This window comes from Methanosarcina sp. 2.H.T.1A.6 (assembly GCF_000979455.1).
In the GTDB taxonomy this organism is placed as follows: Archaea; Halobacteriota; Methanosarcinia; order Methanosarcinales; family Methanosarcinaceae; genus Methanosarcina.
In genome coordinates, this window is the sequence record NZ_JJOY01000052.1 from 22,921 (window position 1) to 45,417 (window position 22,497).

Below are 22,497 nucleotides of genomic sequence, written 5' to 3' on the forward strand. Positions count from 1 at the left end.
CGGTTGTGCATAATCGCTACAAAACAGTGTACACTTTTTTAACCTTTTATATAGTTAGCATTATAAAATGTGATTTTAGACTAGGGCAACTTTAAGAAAAACAGTGCTGTTAGAATTTTCCTGTAGCGTACACTTTTTTGAAGATACCTATATCCCATAACTTTAGTGCGAGGGATGGGATTCGAACCCACAAAATCCTTCGAGATCGATTTTAAGTCTGTCGCCTTTGACCGGGCAGGGCACCCTTTGCATCTTTGTCTACCGACTTATAAATAAATATAATAAGTTTGATTTTTAATCTTTGCAAGAACTTGATCTTATTCTGTTTCTAGAGTAGCACATACATTTACATAAGTTTTTTAGTGCTCTGTACTATGGTAATTGCCCCGTGTGCGCATATATCTAAACATGAGCCGCAGTCATTGCATTTATCTTCAATCACAAATGAAATATCATCGTCATTGAAGGAAACTGCGTTTGCAGGGCATTCGCCTATGCAGCTTCCGCAACCAGCGCAGGAGTTGGCATTGATTTTTGCTACCATGGTTTTCACTCCTCATTTCATCAAGAAGTTGATTTCACTCACCGAATTTTATATATGAATATGGTTGATGGTTCTGGTAGTCTAACGTTAAGTTAAGTCTTCGACAAATACAGCCAGGGGGCATCAAGTATTTACTTGCTAGGAAGCCCACTTCCTTTTTCTGATTTGATATATAAAAATCTATGCCATATTTATAAATATTTTTCTCTTTTAATCTGGTTGCAAGACTTAAAATTGCCACAATAAAGTAAAAACAGTTAATGTCAGGAAAATCTGAACTAAAATAAGAAATTATAACAAACTCAGTGCGAGGGGTGGGATTCGAACCCACGAAATCCTTCGATACCGGATCTTAAGTCCGGCGCCTTTGACCTAGCTGGGCAACCCTCGCAAATTGAAGAGTAACTTTTTATTTTTGCCTGTCCTACCTTTAAATAGCCTTTTTGCTTTTAGCTCTTTTCCTCGGATTTTGTTCAGTCCTGTAAATAGTTTATTAAGTTTGATGCCTTTGGACTGGCTGAACAACCTTTGCGCTTGAATAAAAGCAGGCTGGTTTTGAGCCGCAAAAATTTCCTTATGCGAACATGCACTAAATAAAGTTAAATTATTTAAAGTTTATTCTCTACTTCATGGAGATTACATTTCTTGGTACTGGAGTTGCGATCCCTGAAAAGGGTCGGGTACAGTCCGGCATACTTGTCAGGCTTGAGGACAAACCTCTGCTTATTGACTGTGGAAGCGGCGTCTTAAGCAGATTTCCCGATGCAGGAGTCCCACATACAGAAGTGGATACCGTATTTCTCTCACACCTTCACCTTGACCACGTAGCTGATTTGCTCCCTCTCATTAAAGCAAACTGGCTCAGAGGAAAAACTGAAATGCGAGTATATGGACCTGAAGGGACCGATGACTGGTTCTCGAAGGTACTTGGGGCTTATGAGTATATTCTGGATGGAGTGGACGTGGATGTTATAGAGATCTCTCCCGGAAAGGAGTTTACGCCTGAGGGTTTTGACTGCGAGATTACCTGCGCAACTGCTTCCCACAGTGTTCCGACTCTGGCATACCGCGTGACTGCAGAAGACGGAGAATTTGTTTACTCGGGGGATACCGAGCCCTGTCGGAATATAATGGACCTGGCAGTTGAAGCCGACCTCCTGATACACGAATGCTCCTTCCCCCCTGGCACAAAAGTAACAAACCACACAACTCCGAGCACGCTGGCTGAAATGCTTGAAGACTACAACAAAGAGATCGGAAGTATCTGCCTCACACACTTCTATCCCGAAATGAAAGGGCATGGAAAAGAAGCAATACACCGCCTCAAGGACTATGTTGATGGAGAGGTGATCCTTGCAGAAGACCTGATGAAACTTGAAATATAAAGGAATTTAAATTGTAATAATTAGAGCTATGAAAATTATAAATATGAAAATTATAACTATGAAAATTTGAAATAAATATTTGAAATCTGATTATAATCATAAATTTTGTGGAATCCGGAGAAATACAGAGATTTTAACTCTCCGGTTTTCCCACCTGTTTCAAGAATTTGAGGCTTAATTCGGGATTTATGTTACCTGGATTTGCCTTATCTGGATTTTACTTACTGGAATTTACCTTATTGGAATTTTGTTTGTGAAAAGCTCTGAAAGACCAGAATTACATTTTACCCCCGGTGATTATCATGGCAAGAATACTTTCCGAACTTGATATTGGCATTCTGAAAACCGTTGCCCCGGAATGTGAGGGGCTCCTCTGTTCCGGCTCAGGAGTACATTATCGTTCCATTCTCCCGCCTCTGGCAAACCACTACTCAAAAGATGCAGACGATTTTCTGAGGAGGATCAAGCTGCTGTCCATGTCTGACCTTGAATACCTTGTCAGGCTCATTTTATCCGGAGAAGAAAGCCTGGGATGCGTGCCTTTTAATTACATTATCCTCTTTGTGGAAAATGTATCAGAAAGGCTGGGTGAAGAAGTTGCATCTCAGGTCAGAAAATCATATGATGATTCCGAATGTCCGGTCTGAAAAAGACTGATTCGGAATTAACTTAACGAAGGAAATCAATAAAATACGGATAAGCCTTCTTATGCTCTTCCGTATTTATCTTCGAGCCTTTCGATATCGTCTTCTCCAAGGTAATCCCCCTGCGCAATCTCAATAAATATCAGGTTCTGACTGCCTGTGTTTCTAACGCGGTGTACGTCGTTTACCAACAGGTCGACCGAGTTTCCGGCAAGAACTCTGATCTGGTCACCGTTTTTAGTTACAAGCCCTTCGCCGCTGATTACATGCCAGTGCTCACTTTTATGGGAATGGCGCTGAAGTGAGATCTCTTCCTGGGGCAGGACCGTAAGGCGTTTGACCTTATACCCCGGTTTCTCTGTAAGCACCTCATAGAAGCCCCAGGGCCTTTTTGCCTCACGTTTGCACTTTTCCAGAATTGTCTCATATACCCTGATATAGTCCTCTACCATCCGGTCAACAGAGAAGCGTTTTTCCACGCTTTCCCGGCATCTCCTGCGTGATATGGAGCTGACTTTTTGAACAGCCTCTACGGCTTCATCTGCATTGTTTACGAGGAACCCGGTCTCTCCGTCCAGGATCAGTTCAGGCATTGCCCCTCTGTTTATCGCAATTACGGGCGTCCCGCAGGTAAGGGCTTCGACCACCCCGAGCCCGAAAGCCTCTTCATAATTGATCATGTGCAGAAGAGCACGGGCATTTGAGAGAAGCTCTTTTTTGCGTTCCTGGGATACATGCCCCTCGTAAATTATCTGCTCGTTGTCTATATGGGGCTCAACTTCATTCTTGAAATATTCAGAGTCTGCAATAAAGCCAGCCATTCTCAATTTCATCCCGGCTTTTTTTGCAACCTGTATCGCTTCTTTTGCGCCCTTATCCCTGTGAATGCGAGATATAAAAAGAAGATAGTCCTCCGGACTGGCATTAAAAGGAAAACTCTCGATATCTATTCCATGCCGGACCGTTGCTATATAGTCCAGTTCATTGCACCTGTAGGCATCACTTATGGATACATAAAAAGTACTGTCGTTATATTTTTTATAGACCGGCAGAATTTTCCGTGAAGAAAAGCCGTGGATAGTTGTTACAACAGGCGTGTCTACAAGCCCACTGTAAGTAAGAGGCAGGTAATCAAAATGGTTATGAATTATATCAAATTCATTTGCCCTTTCAAAAACCTCTGATATATGAAGGCTCTCGTATACCTTTATAATCATATCTTTATCTTCTTCGTACGGCCTCGGACACACCGAATGAAGTTTGCCTGCAGTGTGCGAGTCAGCTGTTGCAAACAGCGTAACGTCAATACCCCGTTTCACCAGTCCCTCAGTTAATAAGGATACCATTGCCTCCCACGGGCCGTACTTTTTAGGCGGCGTGCTCCAGGCAATCGGAGATAACATAGCAATTCTAATAAAAGTCCCCCCAGTACTTTAAATATTTAATTTAGATATTTAAACTCCATTTCCCGCTTTTATTCGAAAATGATATGCCTGTGCCCTTCAAAAGCCCTGCAAAACTCTGCAGGACACTGCTCCTCGGGGCACTCATGAATATACTCAAGGACGTCACCAAGTTTTGCGCTTGCCATGGAGACAGAAGTATCCGCGCTTCCATAATAAATACGGATTTGATCGTCATTTAAAACCCATCCACAGGGAAAAACAACATCATTTACATCTCCACTGCGCTCATAGAGTTCACGGGGTCCGAAAACCCATCCTTCTGACCTGTGAAGGACTTTTCTCGGGTCTTCAAGGTCAAGAAGAGCCAGCCCAAGTCGATAACTTGTTTTTGACGTTGTTGGGCGGACTCCGTGGTACATAATTAACCATCCGTCGTATGTACGAATTGGCTGTGGGGATAAACCAATTTTACGGGCATCCCACCATCCTCCTTCCCTGGCATACAGAAGGACCTGATGATCTCCCCAGTATCTCATATCCGGGGAAAAGGAAATCCAGATATTTGCCTTCGCGCCGCTCATTGAAGAGACCGGTCTGTGTAACATTGCCCACCTGCCGTTAAACCTTACAGGAAACATGGCAGAATCTTTATTTTCAGGAGGCAGAGTAGCCCCTATTCGCTCAAAATTGCGAAAATCCTCTGTAAAGGCAAGTGATGTTAAGGGGCCGGAATCCGAAAAAGCAGTATATGCTACAGCCCATTTTCCCATCTCATCAATATAAGTTATACGCGGGTCTTCAATGCCGTATATCTCTTCAGGGTAGTTTATAGCGTCCGGAGTTAAGGTCGGTTCGGTGTCAATTTCCCAGCCATCTATCCCGTTATTGCTCCTGGCTACCGTAAAGTGAGAAAAGCCCCTGTGGTCTTCAACACGCACAAGCAACAGAGTTTTACCGTCAACAATAGCGGCTGCAGGGTTAAACACCGAATTAGCCTGGTAAGGCCAGTCTTCAACAGTGAGTATGGGATTTTTTTTATGCCTTACAAACAGTTCTCCGTGGTCCTTCCAGATCATGCTGTCACTTCTCACTCTACCTTATTTGCTAATAACAGGCTCTTTTTTCTTCGGCAGGACTTCTTCACTTACGGTAAGCTGGGATAGAGCACTATAAGCTTCACCTGCGTGTTTACTTAAGGAACTTAAAGCCATGAGGAAGCAGATTACGGATTCTGCACCCTGGTTGCAGTTCATCCCATCGCAGTTGAGTCCGTCGCAGATCGCACCTGTCGAATAGTCATACATAGGAGTTCGAAGGCGGTTTCTGCCCAGGAAATATTCAAAAGAGTATCTTGCAAGATCCAGGTATTTTCTCTCATGGACAGTTTCATAAGCCGAAATATAAGCCTGAGTCAGGTAGCCTGCTTCGATGGGCTGCTGGTCAAAAATCGGTTTTTCTCCATCACAGGAGTACCAGCCCTGATTTCCAACAATATCAAAAAAGTCGCCTTTCCACTGGACCTCAGTAAGGAAGTCCAGGGTGGCAAGCCCAACTCTTCTGTAAGTTCGGTCTTTGGCATAGTTATACGCCAGTATAAGGGCTTCACTCAGTTTTGCATTGCTGTAGGTAACTGTGGGTTCAAACCAGTTCCAGTCTTCTTTCCGGTTAGCTTCATACAGGTCGACCAGAGAGTCTGCGTGGCTGGTAAATATGGATTCAACGGTATCTTTGTCTATAAGGGAGTCTACGGCCCTTACAGCATCCCTGCGAGAGTTAAATATGGATTCAAAAGAGTCCGCATCCACGCCTGCCCTGAGCATTTCATACAGCCCGCACATTGTGTAGGCTTTTGCCCTCGGATAACTCAGTTTTTCCATCTGCGTTTTAGATTTACTTACAAGCGTGTGTGCAAGCGTACGTGTGTTTTTTGATAGGTAAGGGCAGCTTATCACATGCCCAAGCCCGTAGATCGCACGTCCTAGAGTATCTTCGCTGCCTTCTTCGTCCAGAAACTCCCTTTTATAGCTCATAAAGTTATGGAAGTGCCCTGTACCGGTCTGGGCATGTTCAAGAAAGCTCATGTATGTGGTAATCAACTTCCGGAGTTCCTCGGCTTTTTCCTGGCTATCGGTAAGCTGTGTCAGTGCAACGAGTCCTCTGCCCACATCATCGGTACTGTATCCGTAATGTCGGGCCGGCACACCCAGATTGGTATGCTGGATAATGCCCACGTCATCGGTCAGCAGTTTGAGGTGGTCAAGTTTTATTTCCGGAAGCTGATCTGGAAGGAAATTAAATCTGTTTTGTACTTTTGGATAGGAATTGTAGTGCTTTAAAACCCTGGAAAAAACAGTATTGTATTCTTTACCTATGTTTTTCCAGGTCATTTTCCTGCCAAAACCGTATGCCTTTCTGCGCATATTCTCACACTCGTCCGGATTTTCGATTAAGTATAAAAGCGAGTTTTTAAAGCCGGCAGTGTCTCCGAAATCTACGAGCAGCCCGCGATTATCGGAAAGCATTTCCTGGGCGTACCAGTAAGGAGTGGATACTATTGCTTTTCCCATGCCTATGGCATAGGTCAGAGCGCCGCTTACTATCTGTTCTCTGGAAAGATATGGAGATGCGTAAATGTCACTGGCAAGGATATAATTGCAGAGCTCTTCTTTCTTGACAAATTTATCGTGAAACATTACGTTATTCTCAAGCCCGAGTTCGGAAACCCTGTTCATAAGATACTTTCGATATGTCTCACCATAATGTTTTTTGATCACCGGATGGGTGGCGCCCAGTATAAGGTAAACAAGATCAGGATACTGGCTTACAACATCAGGGAGAGCCTCGAGCATATTTTCGATGCCTTTATTCTGGCTCAGCAGGCCAAAGGTAAGAATAAGGGGAGCCCCCTTCAGATTCAGCATCTGTTTATACTTGCTGCAATTGTTAAACGGATAGTCGGGTAAGCCGTGAAAAATGATCTCTATTTTTTCAGCCGGTACCTTATAAACATCTTTTAACATCTCGACTGCAGTCTGGCTCATCACAACCAGCTTTTCCGAGTATCTTATGAGTTTTTCTGTGGATGTACGGTATTCCGGTTCCGGTTCCCGGATAACTGTATGCATTGTAGTAATCACAGGCTTGTTTATTCCTGAAAGAAGAGCGAAAATATAATCGCCTGCGTTTCCCCAAAAAAGGCCGAATTCGTGTTGAAGACATACGATATCTGCATCGGACCGATTTATAAAATCTGCAGCCCGGTAGTAATCTTCGAGTTTATCCCTCTCTATTTGAAAAACAACCTCTTCAGGATAATTGTAGGTTTCGGAAGGGTCATTAAGGGCAATGACCTCACAATGTATATCGTCATGCACCCCGGATACTGAATTCAAAAGATCAAAAGTAAATGTAGCAATCCCACATTCTTTCGGAACATAAGTTCCTATAAACAAAACTTTCAATTGCTTATTCAACTATTTTCCCCCTAACTTATAGTAATCAGGGTTGTACTCCCGCTAACAGAAAAAGCACTTAAGTAAGCATAAATTCCCACTAACAGAACTTTAAGCACTTAATTAAGCATGCTCCCCACTCAGTAACGCTTAATTAAGTCGTACTCCCCAGTTTTTTCAATTATACTTCATTTCTCTGCTGTGTTTTCAGATCAATACATATCAGCTTCTATAATCGATGTGAACAGCTTCTGTATCGATGTGAAGACTATATGTCCACAAAGTTATTGCCGTATCGGATTAAACATATATTGGATATATTTTATCGTAAAATCCGCAACTGGTTGAAAAAGATGTAGTTATTAATCGAAAACATGTCGTTAATCGAAAACATGTCGTTTTGTTTCGAGGATCCTTATCATCAACCGCTCAACTTACTGATAACACGCGATAAATTTATGATCCACGCCCGCTCACATACTTTGCAAAAATTTAGCTAAATGAGTAACAAAATATTGATTAGATATATCAATTGTATTCAATGATATTTAATATTATTTATAAATATAATTAAACTAGTTAACTGAAAAAAATGATATAACTTTTATAATATATTGTAATTTTAAATGGCCCGACAAATATCTTTTAAACAAAAAATTATGGGGGAAATAAAGTAGCATAGTAATCTTAAACTAGATTTTTGTTTCCTGCTACTGTATACAGTATGATTATTTTTTCTGATTTTCAACTTATGGATTTTGAATGTGAATAACTTTTAACCATATCGATTTTTACCTTAATTGAGCCTGCTGTGATATTTCTCGTAAAATAATAAAATAAAAGCTGTTATAATGTATAAAATTCTGCAGTGAGATCTGTATTTTGTTCAGGAGAATTAATCCAAAGTAGATCCGGGCGCAACCGTGAATATGAAAACCAGGCATTTCAGAGTAAATAATTGATAATATGTGACCTGCTGAAAGCGCGGTAAAAACGAAACCGGAAAATAAAGCTTTTTAAGCATCTTCGAAGTTATACGAATGAATTCAAAATTGTTAGAGCATAATCTACAAAAAATCATTTTTTCATAAAATTCCAGGGCATTTTAAAAAATAACTCATCTCTATGATTTAAAGTCAAATATCCCAATAGATAATGATTTTTGTTTTTCCTGCTTTCACATTATCTCTTTTTCCAAACTGTATAAAATATTTTAATATGTATCGCGAATATTTTTATAATATAACATATAAAGTACAATATCACATGTCAAATTAATTTAGTAAATAGAATGAGATTTATTTATACTGTTTGATACTGGGAGAATCTATTCAAGCGAGGGATAAAATCCTGAAAATGGAAGCTCATGTGCTATCTTTACGGTCCATTAACCTGATGAGATAGCCTCTGATCCGGATACATTTTAGGATTATTTCTGGAATTTCAAAACTGTGATAGTGGATACTGTCTGCCAGATCCTTCCTTATTTCTCATACGTGAAAAGTACAATCATAATGTGCACCGAGCCAGAATTCAAATTATTAACAAATTTGGAAATCATACAGAATAAATTGGAATCATACAGAATAAATTTTTATTTTAAGTCAATTAAAATTTTATTAAATAGTATTACAGGTGATAGCTCTGTTGAATCAAAAATTAGTAATACTCTTTATGACAAGCTGCCTTGTCCTGTCAGGCATTCCTGCAGCTTTATGCATGAGTTCGGCACCAGTTGTTTATGTTGCAGGAGACGGCAGCGGAGACTTCAACTGTGATGGAAAAGACGACCATATCCAGATAAATCAGGCTCTCAAGTTCGTGGCAGAAAACTCTGCATATACAACTGTTCATCTCAAGGGACCCTTTACCTATGTTATTGACGAGACCCTCCTTATAGGCAGCAATACTATCCTTGAGGGCGACTCCAGTGCAAAAATAAAGCTTGTCAGCAATGCTAACTGGGCAGCCTGGAAACCAATGATTAAAGAAAGAAGTACAGGCAGCAGCGGAATTACCATTCGCGGTTTTACAATCGATGGAAACCGGGGAGGGAATTCGAATGTGGTTAGCGGAAAAGGATATTATAACCTTATCCACCTCAGCAGCTGTCAGAACATAAATGTGTATAATATGTATCTGACCAATAACCACGGGGACGGTTTGAAAACCGATAAATGCACCGGTGTGAAACTCTATAATAACAAAATATACCTGCTCGGGCACGACGGCCTCTATGCCAGCAGCTGTTCAAATGTGGAAGCCTACAACAACATAATAACCTGCAGGACAAACAGCGGCCTCAGGCTTTATAATACAAACAAAGCCAGCTTCCATGATAATGTTATTACATCGGAAGGTTCCGGTGGGGCAGGAATTGAAATCCAGAAGTATAACACTCCCTCAATGAACGATATTGAGGTCTACAACAACGTAATATACAAAACTGCTCTTGCAGGGATCTGGATTTTCGGATCAGGATCTTATTCCGCTTCAACGGCAAACGTTCACATCCACCATAACCAGATATACGATACCGGAACTAAAACCAGCAACAGCATAATAGGAGGAATCTTATCCAACGGGTTCGGTGGACTCATTGAAAATAACGTGGTCGATGGGACCTATGGAGCTGGTATTGTCCAAAAAACGGTGTATTCTCCAGCCCCGTCCGGGTCAGGTTTTGTACTTACAGTAAGAAATAACATAATTACAAACTCCAGATCTTCTTCAGCCGGGGGAAGCGGGTATGGGGTGAACAACGAACTTAAAGGTACGCACTCTTTTGTCCTGCAGAACAACTGCTTCTACGGAAATGCAGGTGGAGAATACAAAAATGTCCAGGCCTCATCTTCAGATATAAAGGCAGACCCGCAGTACGCTGACCGAAACAGCCGCGACTACCACCTGAAATCAAAAGCAGGGCGATGGAACGGAAACGGCTGGATAACTGACAGCATGAGTTCCTCCTGCATCGACACAGGATACAGCTCTTCGGACTATTCTGCAGAACCTCAGGACAACGGAGGCAGGATTAACATAGGGGCATTCGGGAACACAAAGTATGCTTCAAAATCAGGAACACCAATAATAGATAATCAGGCTCCTGTGATAAATTCCATCCCGGATGTTAGTGTTGAAGCTGGAAAAAGCCTTACCTTTACAGTAAGCGCTTCGGATGCAGACGGAGACAGCCTCGCATACTCTGCTTCAGGTACTCCCTCAGGTGCGACTTTTGACAGCAAGTCAGGGGTTTTCAGCTGGACCCCGGCTGTCGGACAGGAAGGGACGTACAGCGTAACCTTTGAGGTAAGTGATGGAAAACTAAAGGATTCGGCTACAGCAGCTATAAGCGTTGTCAATCAGGAAAACCCCTCGCCCGCAACAGAAGAGGTCTACGATAACCGCCTGCGGGAAGCTTCTCCTAACACAGTCTACAAGAGCTCATCCTTTATTGACGTAGGGGGAATGAATAGTTTCAGGTATAGGGATGTAATACGGTTTGACCTGAGCGAGTACGAAACTTCCGGGGAAGTTGGTAACGCAATCCTTTCTCTCTACTGGTATTATCCTTCAGGGACCTCAAGACCCGGGGATACCGTGATCGAAGTTTACAGACCTGCTGCGTCATGGAATCCTGATTATGTGAGCTGGAGTAAAAAAGACAATGGTGTTGCATGGAATAATGCCGGAGGAGACTGGTACGATAAAAATGGTGTCTTGCAGGGCAATACTCCATATGCTACAATAACCCTTAAAGCCAGTGAACTTCCGGATAGTGCATACCACGAGCTTGATGTAACTGGCCTGGTAAAAGAGTACGCCAGCGGCAAATATGAAAATACTGGATTTCTGATCAAAGCCCGTACGGAAAACAACAATTACATAGCTTTTTACAGCACCGAAGCCGGAAACGAGAACCAGAAACCCAGGCTCACCGTAACCGAACAGGCAGCTGTAAACCCGGTTATTGATGTGACCGTGACCGGGGCAAAGGACAACCGCCTGCGTGAAGCCTCCTCTAACACAGTCTACAAGAGTTCGTCCTTTATTGACATCGGCGGAATTGGTGGAGTTGGAAGGTACAGGGATGTAATGCGGTTTGACCTGAGTGAATATGAAGCTTCCGGGGAAGTTATTAACGCAGCCCTTTCTCTCTACTGGTATTATCCTTCAAGAACCTCAAGACCTGAGGATACTGTGATCGAGGTTTACAGACCTGCTGCTTCATGGAATCCTGATTATGTGAGCTGGAGTAAAAAAGACAAAGGTGTTGCATGGAATAATGTAGGAGGAGACTGGTACGATAAAAATGGTGTCTTGCAGGGCAGTACTCCATACGCTACGATAACCCTTAAAGCCAGTGAACTTCCGGATAGCACATACCACGAGATTGATGTAACTGACCTGGTAAATGAATATGCCAGTGGCAAATACGAAAATACGGGATTCCTGATCAAAGCCCGCACGGAAAACAATAATTACATAGCTTTCTACAGCACCGAAGCAGGAAGTGAGACTCAGCGCCCTAAACTGAACCTGCAATTGAAATCGTAATCAATTAGCAGATTTAGTTTCAGGAAAGGTATTTCTACAGGATGCAGGCGAGCATAAAAACGTCAACTGCTTAACCTTCATCCCTGTATATTCTTTCGAATAACTTTTTTAGAAAACGGGCCTCCTGAAAAACAGGCCTTCTGAAAAACAGGCCTTCTGAAAAACAGGCCTTCTGAAAAACAGGCCTTCTGAAAAACATGCTTTCTCATTTTTTCAGAGCATGATATGTTCTGGTTTTAATTTTTAAAATTAATTTAAAACTGAATAAATAATTTATACATCCTGTTTTCATACCTTCTGCATGACCCTTTCTCTATTGAGCCCTCTGGAAATGCCTGCAATAGATGGCATCAGAATTCCCCTGAACTTATATGTCGTGCTTAAGGAACCAGTACTTCTTGCCGGTATGTCTTATCCCGGAATGCGTACCCCCTGGGAAAATATTGGGGATGCTTGTTTCTCAGGTGTGGTCTGCCTCTGCGATTCAAAGGTTTCCTATAACCCCTATCCTCTTGAAGTACTGTTTTCTGCAGAGTTGGAAGATCTGCACCACGGTTTTCCGCCAATTAACCCTCAAATGCAGGAGGAACTTGTAAGAGACGCAACTGAAGTAATAAGGCGAGAAGCGGATGCAGGGAAGGGAATTGTTGTTCACTGTATGGGCGGGATAGGCAGGACTGGCACTGTTCTTGGATGTGTACTCCGGGACCTTGGTTTTCGTGCTGATGATGTAATAAGTTACCTGGACAAAATAAACAGAATCAGGGGTGTAAGGGGGTGGCCGGAGGTAAAATGGCAGGAGGAAATGGTACGAAAGTACTGATTTATTCTGTGAAAATTAACTCATTCTGTGAAAATTGACGCTCAGTTGATTAATCCTTTAATTTCTTAACATAAACTTTCTTTATAGAATTTTTGACAAGGTATCTATATTTCTCTTTTATTTCCTTTTTTCAGCTTCATTTTTACCCTTGTCCTTCACTACTGAAAATCATCTCCGGAGGAAAAAATTTAAGAACTAAGTCTTCGTATAAGAACTGTACAAATATAATTGAAATGATGGCGATGGCTATGGTAACAAGTCAGGAAAGACAGAGGTCAAATCTATCCAGAATGAAAGAAATAATGGTAAAAATTGAAAACACAAAAAACGACTTTGATCTAATAGTCGAATTAAAGGAACTTTTAAGAAAACAGTATCCCCTGTCCCTAAAATGGCATATGATTATATTTAGAAATGAAATTGATAGAAGCTTAAAGTATTTAGAAGAAATAAGAAAAGAAGAAGCTAAGGTAACGGGCGGGAAGCACAAGCAAAGAAAGGAGCCAAAAGGAGGATTAAAGCAAGTTTACTATAAACCCTCAGAGATACCGGGCGCATTTAAACTTGATTATTGCTTAGTATATGATGCTGAAACAAACCAGTATAAATGGTTAAAGTGCAGCACTCCCCGAAATACAAGAGCAAAAGTTTTTACAATTCCGATATCTATGATTGGAGAGTACAAACTTCAATGGAGTGAAGAGATGAAACAGAAATGGGGAGAAGACAGCATCGGACAAAGAGAATTAGTGGAAAGGACTATTAATAATTGAAAAACAAACCAGATCAGATATATCAAAGACCCTAACCCCCCACCTTTATGTGTGCAGTGGAAGCACTTGCAGATATACTCAGGAAAAGTGTCATTTTGAAACAAGTAGAAAGCTTCTTTGAATATATTGGTCAATAGGATTCAGAATTGAAGCAGTTATTAACTCAAAAATTCCACATTCTATAAGACGAGGAGTATATATCTAGAAGAGGATTAAAACTGGAGATTAGGTGCTAAATGTGGAATCGATGTTCTGTAAGGTCTAATCTCCAGCAAAGTCTTAAGGGTCATACATTACCAAGGTGTATACCTTATCCGATGTAGATTCAGGCAGTAATTTCCTTACTCATGATATAAGCAACCATTTCGGAGTTTAACTTGCTCTCCCTTGAAACTCTTTTCTCAATCTCTTCAGCGGATTTACCTTCTATTTTCATTTCTTTAATCTTTTCAATTATTGAGGATGAAATGCTGTAGTATTCATTAATATCTTTCCTGTGTCCCCAGACATCCCCTTCAATAAGCTGGACTCTCTGCATCTGAAGGAACATTTCTATGGACTTTGAAACCGTGCGCCTGTAAGATTTAGGCAACTGAATAACTTCAATCTTCGGGCAGGTTTCAACCAATCCAAAGATGTCCTTGTTAGAAGGCCTGAAAGCCAGATGAACTATTCTTTCGTTTGGATTCAATGTAAAGATTTCTTCTCTGGAACTAACTACTCTTATTCTCATGTTTTTCCCCCACTGTAGGTTGTTTTATATTTTTTAATTGTTTTATGTTTTTACTACAGTAGGAACTACTTATACTTATTATAAATAGTTATCTCATTGCACTAACATTATTTAGATAGTATATTGGTTGTTTACTTCTACTAAGTCCTTGGAAAATGACCTAAAAAAGCCTAAAATGGAATAAAATCACTTTATACAGAAGATTTTATTATATTTACTTTGATTTTTGCCGTTTTTCTTAGTATAATTTTTTTATAACTATTTGACTTATCATAATCACTAACACCGGGAATTTCTATGCATTTCAACTTAAAATTTTGGTGATTTTACGACGGACATAGAAGCCACCTATGTGAACAGTATTCGTGTCTCATATACATGATATGACAGATAATAAAAAGAATTGAAAGGCTGATCAAGATCACGGTTTATAAAGGAGGAAGTCCGCTTGCTTTAGCGGTGGGAGATATTCCGTCAAATGACAGGAAATGCTCAGAGAGAACCAGATTCAAAAATCCCCGCAGTAAACATTACAAAAATCCCCGTAGAAAATATTGTAAAAATCCTTGCCGTAAACATTAAAGAGAGTTCTATACCTATTTTCTTCTGGTGTGGGTTTAATCTTCAAACTCCAGATCATACTCTTCCTGCAGTTCTCTATCAAACAGTTCCTCTTCAACCTTTAACGTATTGGCTGCAACTCCCGTTTTTCCTTCAGGTATGCCAAGTTTACTAAGAGTAAACTGCTTCATTTTTTCAATACGGGTATCTTCGAGGTTTAATTCTGCAGACCTGTTAAAAGCTGAAAGTGCTTTATCATATTCTTCTATGTTGTAATGGAGGACACCCTTGTAATACCAGGTTCTTGAATTATGCCAATTAATTTTGAGCGCATCTTCAATAGATATAAAGGCTTCATCGTGTTTACCCAACCTTGAAAGCATAAAAGCCTTTTTTGCAAGAGCTTTCTGGTCATAGGGATCAAGTTCCAGAACGCTGTTAAAGTGCCTTAATGCTTCATCATACATTCCGTTTTTAGAGTAAATGTAGCCTCTTGTAAAAAGTGAATCTGAGTCGTCAGGGACAATTTCCAGAGCCCGGTCAACAGCTTTCAAAGCTTCTTCTGACCTGTGCATTTTAGTAAGGATTGCTCCTTTCTTTGACCAGAGGACTGAGTTGAAAGGATTTAGCTGTATTAGCCCGTTATACAGGCTGAGCGCGTCTTCATATTTTCCAGTCATTACAAGGATGAAACCTTTGTTTGACAGCGCTTTTACATTATCTGGCTGGATGTTTATCATCTTATCATAGGCTTTTAAAGCCTCTTCAAATCTATTTAGCTTGGAGAGGGCATATCCTTTTCTCAGGAGGACCTCTGGCTTTTTTGGCGTAAGCTGGTAAGCTTTTTCAAGGTACTCAAGCCCTTCTTCATATTTATGGAACTTTAAAAGTGCTTTTCCTTTCAAAAAGAGGAGTTCACCATTCTTTGGGTCCAGATCAAGTGCAAGGACTACAATCTCGAAAGCCTCCTGAAATCTCTGGAGTTTCAGGAGGCTGGAAGCTTTAAGGCAAAGGGCACCCACATGGTCCGGTTCAATTTCAAGTATTTTATTTGCGAGTCCTAATACCTCTTTATACATTCCGAGCTGATAGAGCACAAAACCTTTTTTGCATATGGCTTTCACGTATTCGGGATTAAAATCACAGAGTTCACTAAAGGAAGATAACTGTTTTTTTGATGAAAGGGAATTTATAAAGTTTGGAGTAATCCTGATTACTTCATCAAGTGTGTAAAGTGCCTCTTCATACCTTTTGTGCCCAATGAGGAACTCAACTTTAGAACGCCAGCTTTCCGTATTGCCAGGGTCTGTTTCAATCAATTCATTAAGGGCTCTTTCCTCTTCAAGGATTTCAGTTTGCTTTTTCGTCCAGGCTTCAAGGAGGTCTCTTGAGTCAGGATGTTCTGAATCAATTGAGAGCACATACTTTATTTGCTCTATTGCTTTTCCGAAATCTCCGGAATCCGCATATATCTCAGCTAGCTTTTGCATCTCATTCACTACAGGGTATGCAGAGATCTGAACAGCTATATCTCCCTGCGAGCCTTTTATGGGCTGAAATATCACCTGGATTTGGGCTCCCCAGTATACATTATTTAAATCAACGTCAGATATCGAACTGTCGATTATTGCACTGACATGGAAAAAATAGGTTTTCCCGTCCTGGCCGATTATAAACCCGTAACCCTGCGGTGCAAGATACTTGAAAATCTGGCCCTGCTTTCGGGGAATTTTACTGCAGAATTCTTCCATTGTTCGCCCGGCTTCATCTTCAGGCCCATTTCCATTGAAAGAATCTATTTTATCGAGGGATGATTTTAGCTTATCAGTAATTATGGCAAAGTTATTGGGGGTAATAGGGGAGTTATTGGAGGTAATCGAAGTATTAGAGGAGTTAATGGAAGAGTTATTGGGGTTAATAATAGGTGGGGAATTAATAGGGGGAGAAGACTTAATAGAAGAAGAGTTTTCCATGCGGGAACCTCTATATTCGTTCAAAAGGCCCGTGAGTTTTCCATAGCCGATAAGCCTTTCATATTCCTTACACGTTTGTCTGGGATAGTTTTTGAAGGCCAAATCGAGCAGGGACGTTACATTTTTCAGATCAAGAGTTTTGTGTTCCGGGTCCTTTTCTTGCAAGGCCGTTATAAGAGGTTCTGCAGCTTTGTATTTTTTATCCCTCTGAAGGACATAAAGCGCGGATTTCAGCAAAAGAGGGAGAGTATCATTAACGTACTCCTCATTTTCCTTTCTGGCAGCCCCTTCTATTCCGGGTTTTTGTCCCGGTAATGAAAGAAGGACATCCTCAAATGTTGAATACTCGAATTCTTTTTCAGTCAGGCTGCAGAACATGTACCATGCATCGGGATCTTCCGTCAGAGGTATCAGGTTAAAGTATGCTGCCAGGCCAATATGGGCTTTTTCATAGTCATTAGTTTTAAGGGCAGCATATGCAGTATTATAGATATATTCAGGCAAGGGTTCCCTGGAGAATGCTTCTTCAAAATAACTCTGGGCTTGCCGGAAAGCTTCAAGGTGAACCAGATAGCAACCTGCGTTGTAGTGAAAAACACCGATTTTCGGGTATTTTTCCGCAAATTTCAACAATTCCGTGACCAGAGAAGGTAGTGGAGAATAATTTTTGTTTTTTATGCAATTCTGGTACTGGCTGTTTATTTTATCCCATTTCTTTTTATCTTCCTGCAAATGGGTTGAATCGAGGCTGTTTAATGGAAATGACATATCCGGCTCATGAAGAGTCAATTTTGCAGAGGCAACTCTTGCTTTAAAATCTCCGAGAGCCTCTTCGATCCGGATTTCAATCAAATTGCAGCCATCGGCTTCGTTTTCTAATATCTCTTCTCCAGTTTCAGGATTTTGAGTTTGTCCCATCACTTCATTTGCAGATTCCAGACCTGAAGATTCAGGATTTTTAGATTCAGGATTCACAGATTCCAGTATAGGTTCTATTCTCAATAGTGTAATTTCAGATCCCGGGTCCATATAGCTTACAGGGTCTTCTAAACTCTGGTCCGGATTTGAGTCCGAGAAGATTTCCCAGGCTCCGACCATTTTATAATATATGCCGGCAGTCCCTCTTTTAGTTTTGATTATGGTGAAGTCCTCGCCAAAACTTTCTATTTTTCCCTCAAACACTCCCCCATTAATCAAAGTCAGATTGACTTTATCTCCGATTGCTGCTTTTTCGGCAAACAAGCCCATCATTGTAAACTCCCCACTTAAGCTATGCTTTCTTTCTAATAATTTTAGTTGATTTTATATGTTATATACTTTGTTAATTTGCTGTCAGGTATGGCATATTAAAAAAGAAGCCCATATAAAAGAAAAAAACTTTCCCCCTTAAACTCGACTATGGATCACGCAATTATCTCTCCCGGGAGAGGTGGGCATATATTTGCTGAAAACGCACCAAATTTATTGGCAGTGATTTTGCATAGATGTGGAATTGAGATTACTTTTGAAACAGTGATGGGCGCATATGAAAACCAAGCATTGGATTTGCATGTAAACAGAGAATGGTTTAGAGAAAAATGGTTTGAATAAATGGTAAATTGGAAAATCAGTGACGTAAGAATAAAAAATGGTAGATTGGAAAAACAGTAATATAAGAATAAAAAAGAATCTTAACTGATGGGCAATGAATCAATATTTAACAAAAACCCCTGGTTTATACAAATAGTGATGAAGTTTTTGAAAAAAATTTTTGAATATATTGCCAAAAAGCTAATTGGAGACACCTTCTGCTAATCTCTAAGGAGGACGAGTGGAAAATAATACTGATGCAAAACTTCAGAATTAATGTGGTATAATTTAAATTTAAAGGTTAGAAAAAATTTAATTAAAAGGTTAGAAAAAATAAGACATTTCGCTATGAATCAAAAGAAGGGGGTTACTTACAAAATGGGTATAGCCCGGCACGGATTCGAACCGAGGTTGCAGGATCCAGAGTCCCGCATGATTGACCACTACACTACCGGGCTTCGATGATTTTTCGCTGTGGGGCGTGATTCTTGCGCCTTGAAGCGTATCTTCTAAAGGAAGATCTCCTATATATAACTTTCGTCTGAACGCCTCTGAATTTGTTAAAAGTTTAAGATATTGGATAGAAAATCAGAATTCTAAAAAGTTTAATTTGAAAAAAGGAATAATTATTTTGGCCGAAGGATATTACTCCTTATCGAATCACAGGCTTTCTTCGGACTGGTTGAGGACAGCAGTCCACCACCAGCGGGCCATGTTTATAAGGTCTTTTGAGAACTGGCCGGAAAGCCGGTACTCCTTGTTTTTTATTGAGATAAGCCCCGCTCCGAGGAGTTTATTGCGCATTGCATAAAAAGAGGCACGGCCTATCTGGAGTTCTTCCAGAATGGTCTTCCATTCATCAGTTCGGATGGCATTGCCTGCTGCCTGTCGCTCTTCAACCATTGACAGGAATTTCTGGCCCCGTACAGCAGTTGCGTCTTCCTGAAAAATACGCCTCATAAGATTATAGTATGGGTCTCTTGATTGGCCTATACGGGCATTTGCATCCGATCGCACTACGATGGTAGTTGCAGTTCTTGGTGCGTTTTTCACAAGTGACATTTTCTATCAGGCAATTGGGGTTGAAGTGATAAACTGTTCAGGCTGCGGAATTAGTAGATTTTTTCGTGGAAGAGGCGACTATCTTCATAAGCAGGTCTACGTACTCTTCTCTTAAAAGATAAACCATGGGGGTTTTGTAGGACTCCTTATGTGCTCTCAGAATTCCAAGTTTCGAATGAATGTATCCTACCATGGATGCTACGGTATTTCTTGATACATTATATCTACTTGAAAGCATTTCATGCAGCTCATCAATAGTTGCTTTCTTTACCCTGATGAAGATACACAGAATAGCCCTTCGATATCCACTGGAATCTACTTCAAGAAATTTCTCTAATCTGGCTTTAATTTTAGCTCGGATGGATACCATAAATTACCACCTTACTGATGTAGTAAACTATGTCAGTTATAGCTCTATATATAGGTTTGTAAATATATTCGTCATGATGGGAATGGACATTAAAGCTCCTGCTCTTCAGGCAATTTTACTTTGCTTCAAGGTCAGTTTTGTGTATAGATATATCCTTTCTCCAATATATCGCTTTTTATGATCCATTTCCATTATATACTCTTGGACTTATCTTTAAGTCGCCCTTCACTGATTCAGGACTTTTATACTTTTGTTTTTAACGACTCTTTTTTATAAAGCTTTTTACTCCGTTCGGGGCTAAAAGCCCTGAATTTCCTGATATAAATTTGAATACTCAAATAATATATTTAATCAACAAAATTATTACATTCTTACGAACATATATATTAAGCTTGTGTTAAATTCACTAAAATACGCTGAGTTATTTGATTGATATAATGGAAGTATGGTTTTTCGGTTCGTTAATAATATTTGTCAGTGGTATTCCCAGGTCCCGCAATATCCCGAAAAACAGGGTGATGCGGCTGATATCTAGTTTGATTATATAATAACGCGGCATGGTATTTTTTTCATTAAGTAATTTGATTACCTACAAGAAAGAGGTTTAAAAGTATATTGTTGAATAAATGTGCGGCAACTTTAGTTGGAGTTATAAATGCTGGGAAAAATAAGAGTAAGGGGATAACAAAGGGGGCCTTGAACTCACAAGTTTTTATCAAAAGAGGGATTAATATTAATAAGGTTATTACCTTAGACAGAAATCATATGGAAAATTAAGTACCCGGACCTGGATCAGAAAAAATTAACTTTCCGGGACTTCAGGCCTCATTCAGGAGCGGATAATGTGGAATATAGGTATGACCTTAATGAGAAAACTCTTTACATCGAAGAAAACCGAATACCTGCGTATAGCCTGGAAAAAAACGAGATTGGAAATTGCACCAGCTGTGACTCCATGCTCATGAGCCTTAGCTATCATTCCACAGGGGGGAATATCGCAGTCATAACGAAGTGCATTTCATGCGGGGCTTTCTATGCAAATATATATGATTCCGACTGGAACTGGGTAGACGAAACTCAGGTAACGCTTCTTCCCATCCCCATTCCTCTGAGTAACCCTGTGATTGACAGCTGGAAAGAACTTGAGGCCGTCCCCATAAAAAAACTGGAAGCAGTTTTTTCAAAAGGGGAAATTGAAGCCCTTGTTGCACGGGCAAAAGATGAAAACCCGGTCCGTCAGTACCTCTATAGAGCTCGCAAAAAGTATGAACTTTTTGAAGAAATTTTTGATTTAAAGCTGGAGTTATAATTTCGTTACATGAGTTTTTCTGTTTTTTAGCAAAAATGGGGAATAAATCGACTCTAAAACCTGCTTAAATATACGTAACAATATAAAGTTACTTAAAATAAGATCATCGAGTGGATATAATAATAGGTAACAGCAACCCCATTTCAAAAATATAACTAATTACTGTAAACTTAAGCAATATACTTGCAAAAATATCTAAAAATAAAATACTAAATTATGAGCTTAAACTCTGGACATAATGTTAAATCAGAAAATGATGTGATATTAATAATTAGTTCGTGATAAAATTAATATGTCAATATGTGACTAACAAGAATTTACTTATTATGTAACTCTATTTAATGACTTGTCCAGGTCCACAAGTCCAATACAACAAATAAACCAAGAATGGTGTATTTAGTTAAATTAAATATATAAAAAAAGTACAGGGCAATATATAATGATATTGTGTTATTCATCCTCATATATGTTTCAACCTCTTTTTAACATAATTGGTGTAGGGGATTTGGTTTAAATGTGTATATATAAATACAGTGCAATAAAATAATAAATATGTCAATAAATATATAATTACTCCCAGAAAATACATATTATGCGTCTAAGGATAAACGAATCCGCCGATATAATTGCAAACGGAATATTTATTTATTAACCAATCTTTTAACTGAAAATTAATCCCTACTATTTTTGGAGACATTTCCCTCATTTCCACATATGTGTTTTGGCCCATTTACAACCGAGTTAGTGTAGAGGATTCAAACTAAATATGAATATATAAATATAGGTATATAATATCTTAATTTGTAAACATATACATAATTAATACATGATGAATGAATAGTGAGTCTAATAAATTTATCGAGAAAGTGACTGTAATTAAGTAAAAATGAGTTTTACTCAGAACCGGGTGTTGTATTTTATCCCCTAAATATGAATTTTAGAACTTATTCAGTCGACAAAAGAACTGGATTCTCTCCCAAATATCTAAATGCCGCCTTTACTGAACAAAACCTATATTTTTTAATATATTTGTATCGCAATAATTACCAATCTGCATATCAGTCCTTTTTATTTTCAGGCCCTCATTTTTGAGCCAGTCTCCATATCCAATGAATATGTCTCAAATAATTCATTCCTATGGTATATAGGAACAAATTTTGCATTGAGCGTCATTTCCAGGTCAACCCCCAATTTAGTAAAGTCAATCATTACATAAACTATAGGAATGGGGTACTTTTTGCCGACCACCGCAATATTAGATACGAAACAATATTACTGAAAAATAATTCTGAAAATAAAGACAATTGTACCCATATACTATGTGTATAGGAGGATC

The 22,497-nt window shown here is 39.8% G+C and carries 14 protein-coding genes, 2 tRNA genes and 1 pseudogene; 7 read left to right on the top strand and 10 right to left on the bottom strand.

Annotated features, from left to right (window positions below):
* Nucleotides 1-346: 346 nt before the first annotated feature.
* Together EO98_RS16665 and EO98_RS16670 are read right to left on the bottom strand one after the other, a co-directional pair.
* On the bottom strand, nucleotides 347-544 hold the full coding sequence (locus tag EO98_RS16665; RefSeq protein WP_048139602.1) for a 4Fe-4S binding protein: 198 nt from the start codon (nucleotides 542-544) through the stop codon (nucleotides 347-349).
* Between the two features lie 306 nt (nucleotides 545-850).
* Nucleotides 851-935 (bottom strand) — tRNA-Leu (locus tag EO98_RS16670).
* 238 nt (nucleotides 936-1,173) lie between these two features.
* On the opposite strand from EO98_RS16670, the gene EO98_RS16675 reads away from it, so the two are divergent.
* Nucleotides 1,174-1,929, top strand: a complete 756-nt coding sequence (locus EO98_RS16675) for an MBL fold metallo-hydrolase (protein WP_048139600.1) — start codon at nucleotides 1,174-1,176, stop codon at nucleotides 1,927-1,929.
* Nucleotides 1,930-2,231: 302 nt separating this feature from the next.
* Entirely contained in the window at nucleotides 2,232-2,576 is a 345-nt protein-coding gene (locus EO98_RS16680) for a hypothetical protein (protein ID WP_048139598.1), read from the top strand.
* 59 nt (nucleotides 2,577-2,635) lie between these two features.
* Here EO98_RS16680 and EO98_RS16685 read toward each other — a convergent pair whose 3' ends face one another.
* From EO98_RS16685 to EO98_RS16695, 3 genes are all read right to left on the bottom strand, one after another.
* Nucleotides 2,636-3,976 (bottom strand): glycosyltransferase, encoded by a 1,341-nt coding sequence (locus EO98_RS16685; protein ID WP_082098659.1) that lies wholly within the window; start codon nucleotides 3,974-3,976, stop codon nucleotides 2,636-2,638.
* Between the two features lie 71 nt (nucleotides 3,977-4,047).
* Nucleotides 4,048-5,055, bottom strand: a complete 1,008-nt coding sequence (locus tag EO98_RS16690) for a glycosidase (RefSeq protein ID WP_048139594.1) — start codon at nucleotides 5,053-5,055, stop codon at nucleotides 4,048-4,050.
* 21 nt (nucleotides 5,056-5,076) lie between these two features.
* On the bottom strand, nucleotides 5,077-7,452 hold the full coding sequence (locus EO98_RS16695; protein ID WP_048139592.1) for a glycosyltransferase family 4 protein: 2,376 nt from the start codon (nucleotides 7,450-7,452) through the stop codon (nucleotides 5,077-5,079).
* Between the two features lie 1,653 nt (nucleotides 7,453-9,105).
* Between EO98_RS16695 and EO98_RS16700 the strand changes: the two genes are divergently transcribed.
* The 3 genes from EO98_RS16700 to EO98_RS16710 all read left to right on the top strand — a co-directional run bounded on the left by EO98_RS16700 (nucleotide 9,106) and on the right by EO98_RS16710 (nucleotide 13,584).
* Nucleotides 9,106-11,988, top strand: coding sequence for a disaggregatase related repeat-containing protein (locus EO98_RS16700; protein ID WP_048139628.1), 2,883 nt, complete (start codon nucleotides 9,106-9,108; stop codon nucleotides 11,986-11,988).
* Between the two features lie 301 nt (nucleotides 11,989-12,289).
* Nucleotides 12,290-12,811, top strand: a complete 522-nt coding sequence (locus EO98_RS16705; protein ID WP_048139590.1) for a tyrosine-protein phosphatase — start codon at nucleotides 12,290-12,292, stop codon at nucleotides 12,809-12,811.
* A 248-nt stretch (nucleotides 12,812-13,059) separates the two neighbouring features.
* Nucleotides 13,060-13,584 carry a hypothetical protein gene (locus EO98_RS16710; RefSeq protein ID WP_048139588.1) on the top strand — a complete coding sequence of 175 codons (525 nt, stop codon included), beginning with the start codon at nucleotides 13,060-13,062 and terminating at the stop codon, nucleotides 13,582-13,584.
* 325 nt (nucleotides 13,585-13,909) lie between these two features.
* On the opposite strand, the gene EO98_RS16715 is transcribed toward EO98_RS16710, so the two are convergent.
* The gene (locus EO98_RS16715; RefSeq protein ID WP_048139585.1) at nucleotides 13,910-14,317 is read right to left on the bottom strand and encodes a DUF1699 family protein; all 408 of its coding nucleotides are present in this window, start codon (nucleotides 14,315-14,317) and stop codon (nucleotides 13,910-13,912) included.
* Between the two features lie 617 nt (nucleotides 14,318-14,934).
* Nucleotides 14,935-18,102, bottom strand: a complete 3,168-nt coding sequence (locus EO98_RS16720) for a tetratricopeptide repeat protein (protein WP_048139583.1) — start codon at nucleotides 18,100-18,102, stop codon at nucleotides 14,935-14,937.
* 174 nt (nucleotides 18,103-18,276) lie between these two features.
* On the opposite strand from EO98_RS16720, the pseudogene EO98_RS16725 reads away from it, so the two are divergent.
* A pseudogene (locus tag EO98_RS16725) lies at nucleotides 18,277-18,441 on the top strand (IS4 family transposase); the annotation flags it as partial.
* Nucleotides 18,442-18,805: 364 nt separating this feature from the next.
* On the opposite strand, the gene EO98_RS16730 reads toward EO98_RS16725, so the two are convergent.
* The 3 genes from EO98_RS16730 to EO98_RS16740 form a co-directional block, all read right to left on the bottom strand.
* Nucleotides 18,806-18,878, bottom strand: a tRNA-Gln gene (locus tag EO98_RS16730).
* A 202-nt stretch (nucleotides 18,879-19,080) separates the two neighbouring features.
* Nucleotides 19,081-19,482 carry a hypothetical protein gene (locus tag EO98_RS16735; RefSeq protein WP_048139580.1) on the bottom strand — a complete coding sequence of 134 codons (402 nt, stop codon included), beginning with the start codon at nucleotides 19,480-19,482 and terminating at the stop codon, nucleotides 19,081-19,083.
* Nucleotides 19,483-19,519: 37 nt separating this feature from the next.
* Nucleotides 19,520-19,852 (bottom strand): DUF2551 domain-containing protein, encoded by a 333-nt coding sequence (locus EO98_RS16740; RefSeq protein WP_048133979.1) that lies wholly within the window; start codon nucleotides 19,850-19,852, stop codon nucleotides 19,520-19,522.
* 844 nt (nucleotides 19,853-20,696) lie between these two features.
* Between EO98_RS16740 and EO98_RS16745 the strand changes: the two genes are divergently transcribed.
* Nucleotides 20,697-21,161, top strand: coding sequence for a hypothetical protein (locus tag EO98_RS16745; protein WP_048143996.1), 465 nt, complete (start codon nucleotides 20,697-20,699; stop codon nucleotides 21,159-21,161).
* The last annotated feature ends 1,336 nt before the right edge of the window (nucleotides 21,162-22,497 follow it).

What these genes read in the sequence shown, in the direction of transcription:
- EO98_RS16665 (WP_048139602.1), bottom strand. Translation starts at nt 544, where the DNA reads ATGGTAGCAAAAATCAATGCCAACTCCTGCGCTGGTTGCGGAAGCTGC.
- EO98_RS16675 (WP_048139600.1), top strand. Translation starts at nt 1,174, where the DNA reads ATGGAGATTACATTTCTTGGTACTGGAGTTGCGATCCCTGAAAAGGGT.
- EO98_RS16680 (WP_048139598.1), top strand. Translation starts at nt 2,232, where the DNA reads ATGGCAAGAATACTTTCCGAACTTGATATTGGCATTCTGAAAACCGTT.
- EO98_RS16685 (WP_082098659.1), bottom strand. Translation starts at nt 3,976, where the DNA reads ATGTTATCTCCGATTGCCTGGAGCACGCCGCCTAAAAAGTACGGCCCG.
- EO98_RS16690 (WP_048139594.1), bottom strand. Translation starts at nt 5,055, where the DNA reads ATGATCTGGAAGGACCACGGAGAACTGTTTGTAAGGCATAAAAAAAAT.
- EO98_RS16700 (WP_048139628.1), top strand. Translation starts at nt 9,106, where the DNA reads ATGACAAGCTGCCTTGTCCTGTCAGGCATTCCTGCAGCTTTATGCATG.
- EO98_RS16705 (WP_048139590.1), top strand. Translation starts at nt 12,290, where the DNA reads ATGACCCTTTCTCTATTGAGCCCTCTGGAAATGCCTGCAATAGATGGC.
- EO98_RS16710 (WP_048139588.1), top strand. Translation starts at nt 13,060, where the DNA reads ATGGTAACAAGTCAGGAAAGACAGAGGTCAAATCTATCCAGAATGAAA.
- EO98_RS16715 (WP_048139585.1), bottom strand. Translation starts at nt 14,317, where the DNA reads ATGAGAATAAGAGTAGTTAGTTCCAGAGAAGAAATCTTTACATTGAAT.
- EO98_RS16720 (WP_048139583.1), bottom strand. Translation starts at nt 18,102, where the DNA reads ATGATGGGCTTGTTTGCCGAAAAAGCAGCAATCGGAGATAAAGTCAAT.
- EO98_RS16735 (WP_048139580.1), bottom strand. Translation starts at nt 19,482, where the DNA reads ATGTCACTTGTGAAAAACGCACCAAGAACTGCAACTACCATCGTAGTG.
- EO98_RS16740 (WP_048133979.1), bottom strand. Translation starts at nt 19,852, where the DNA reads ATGGTATCCATCCGAGCTAAAATTAAAGCCAGATTAGAGAAATTTCTT.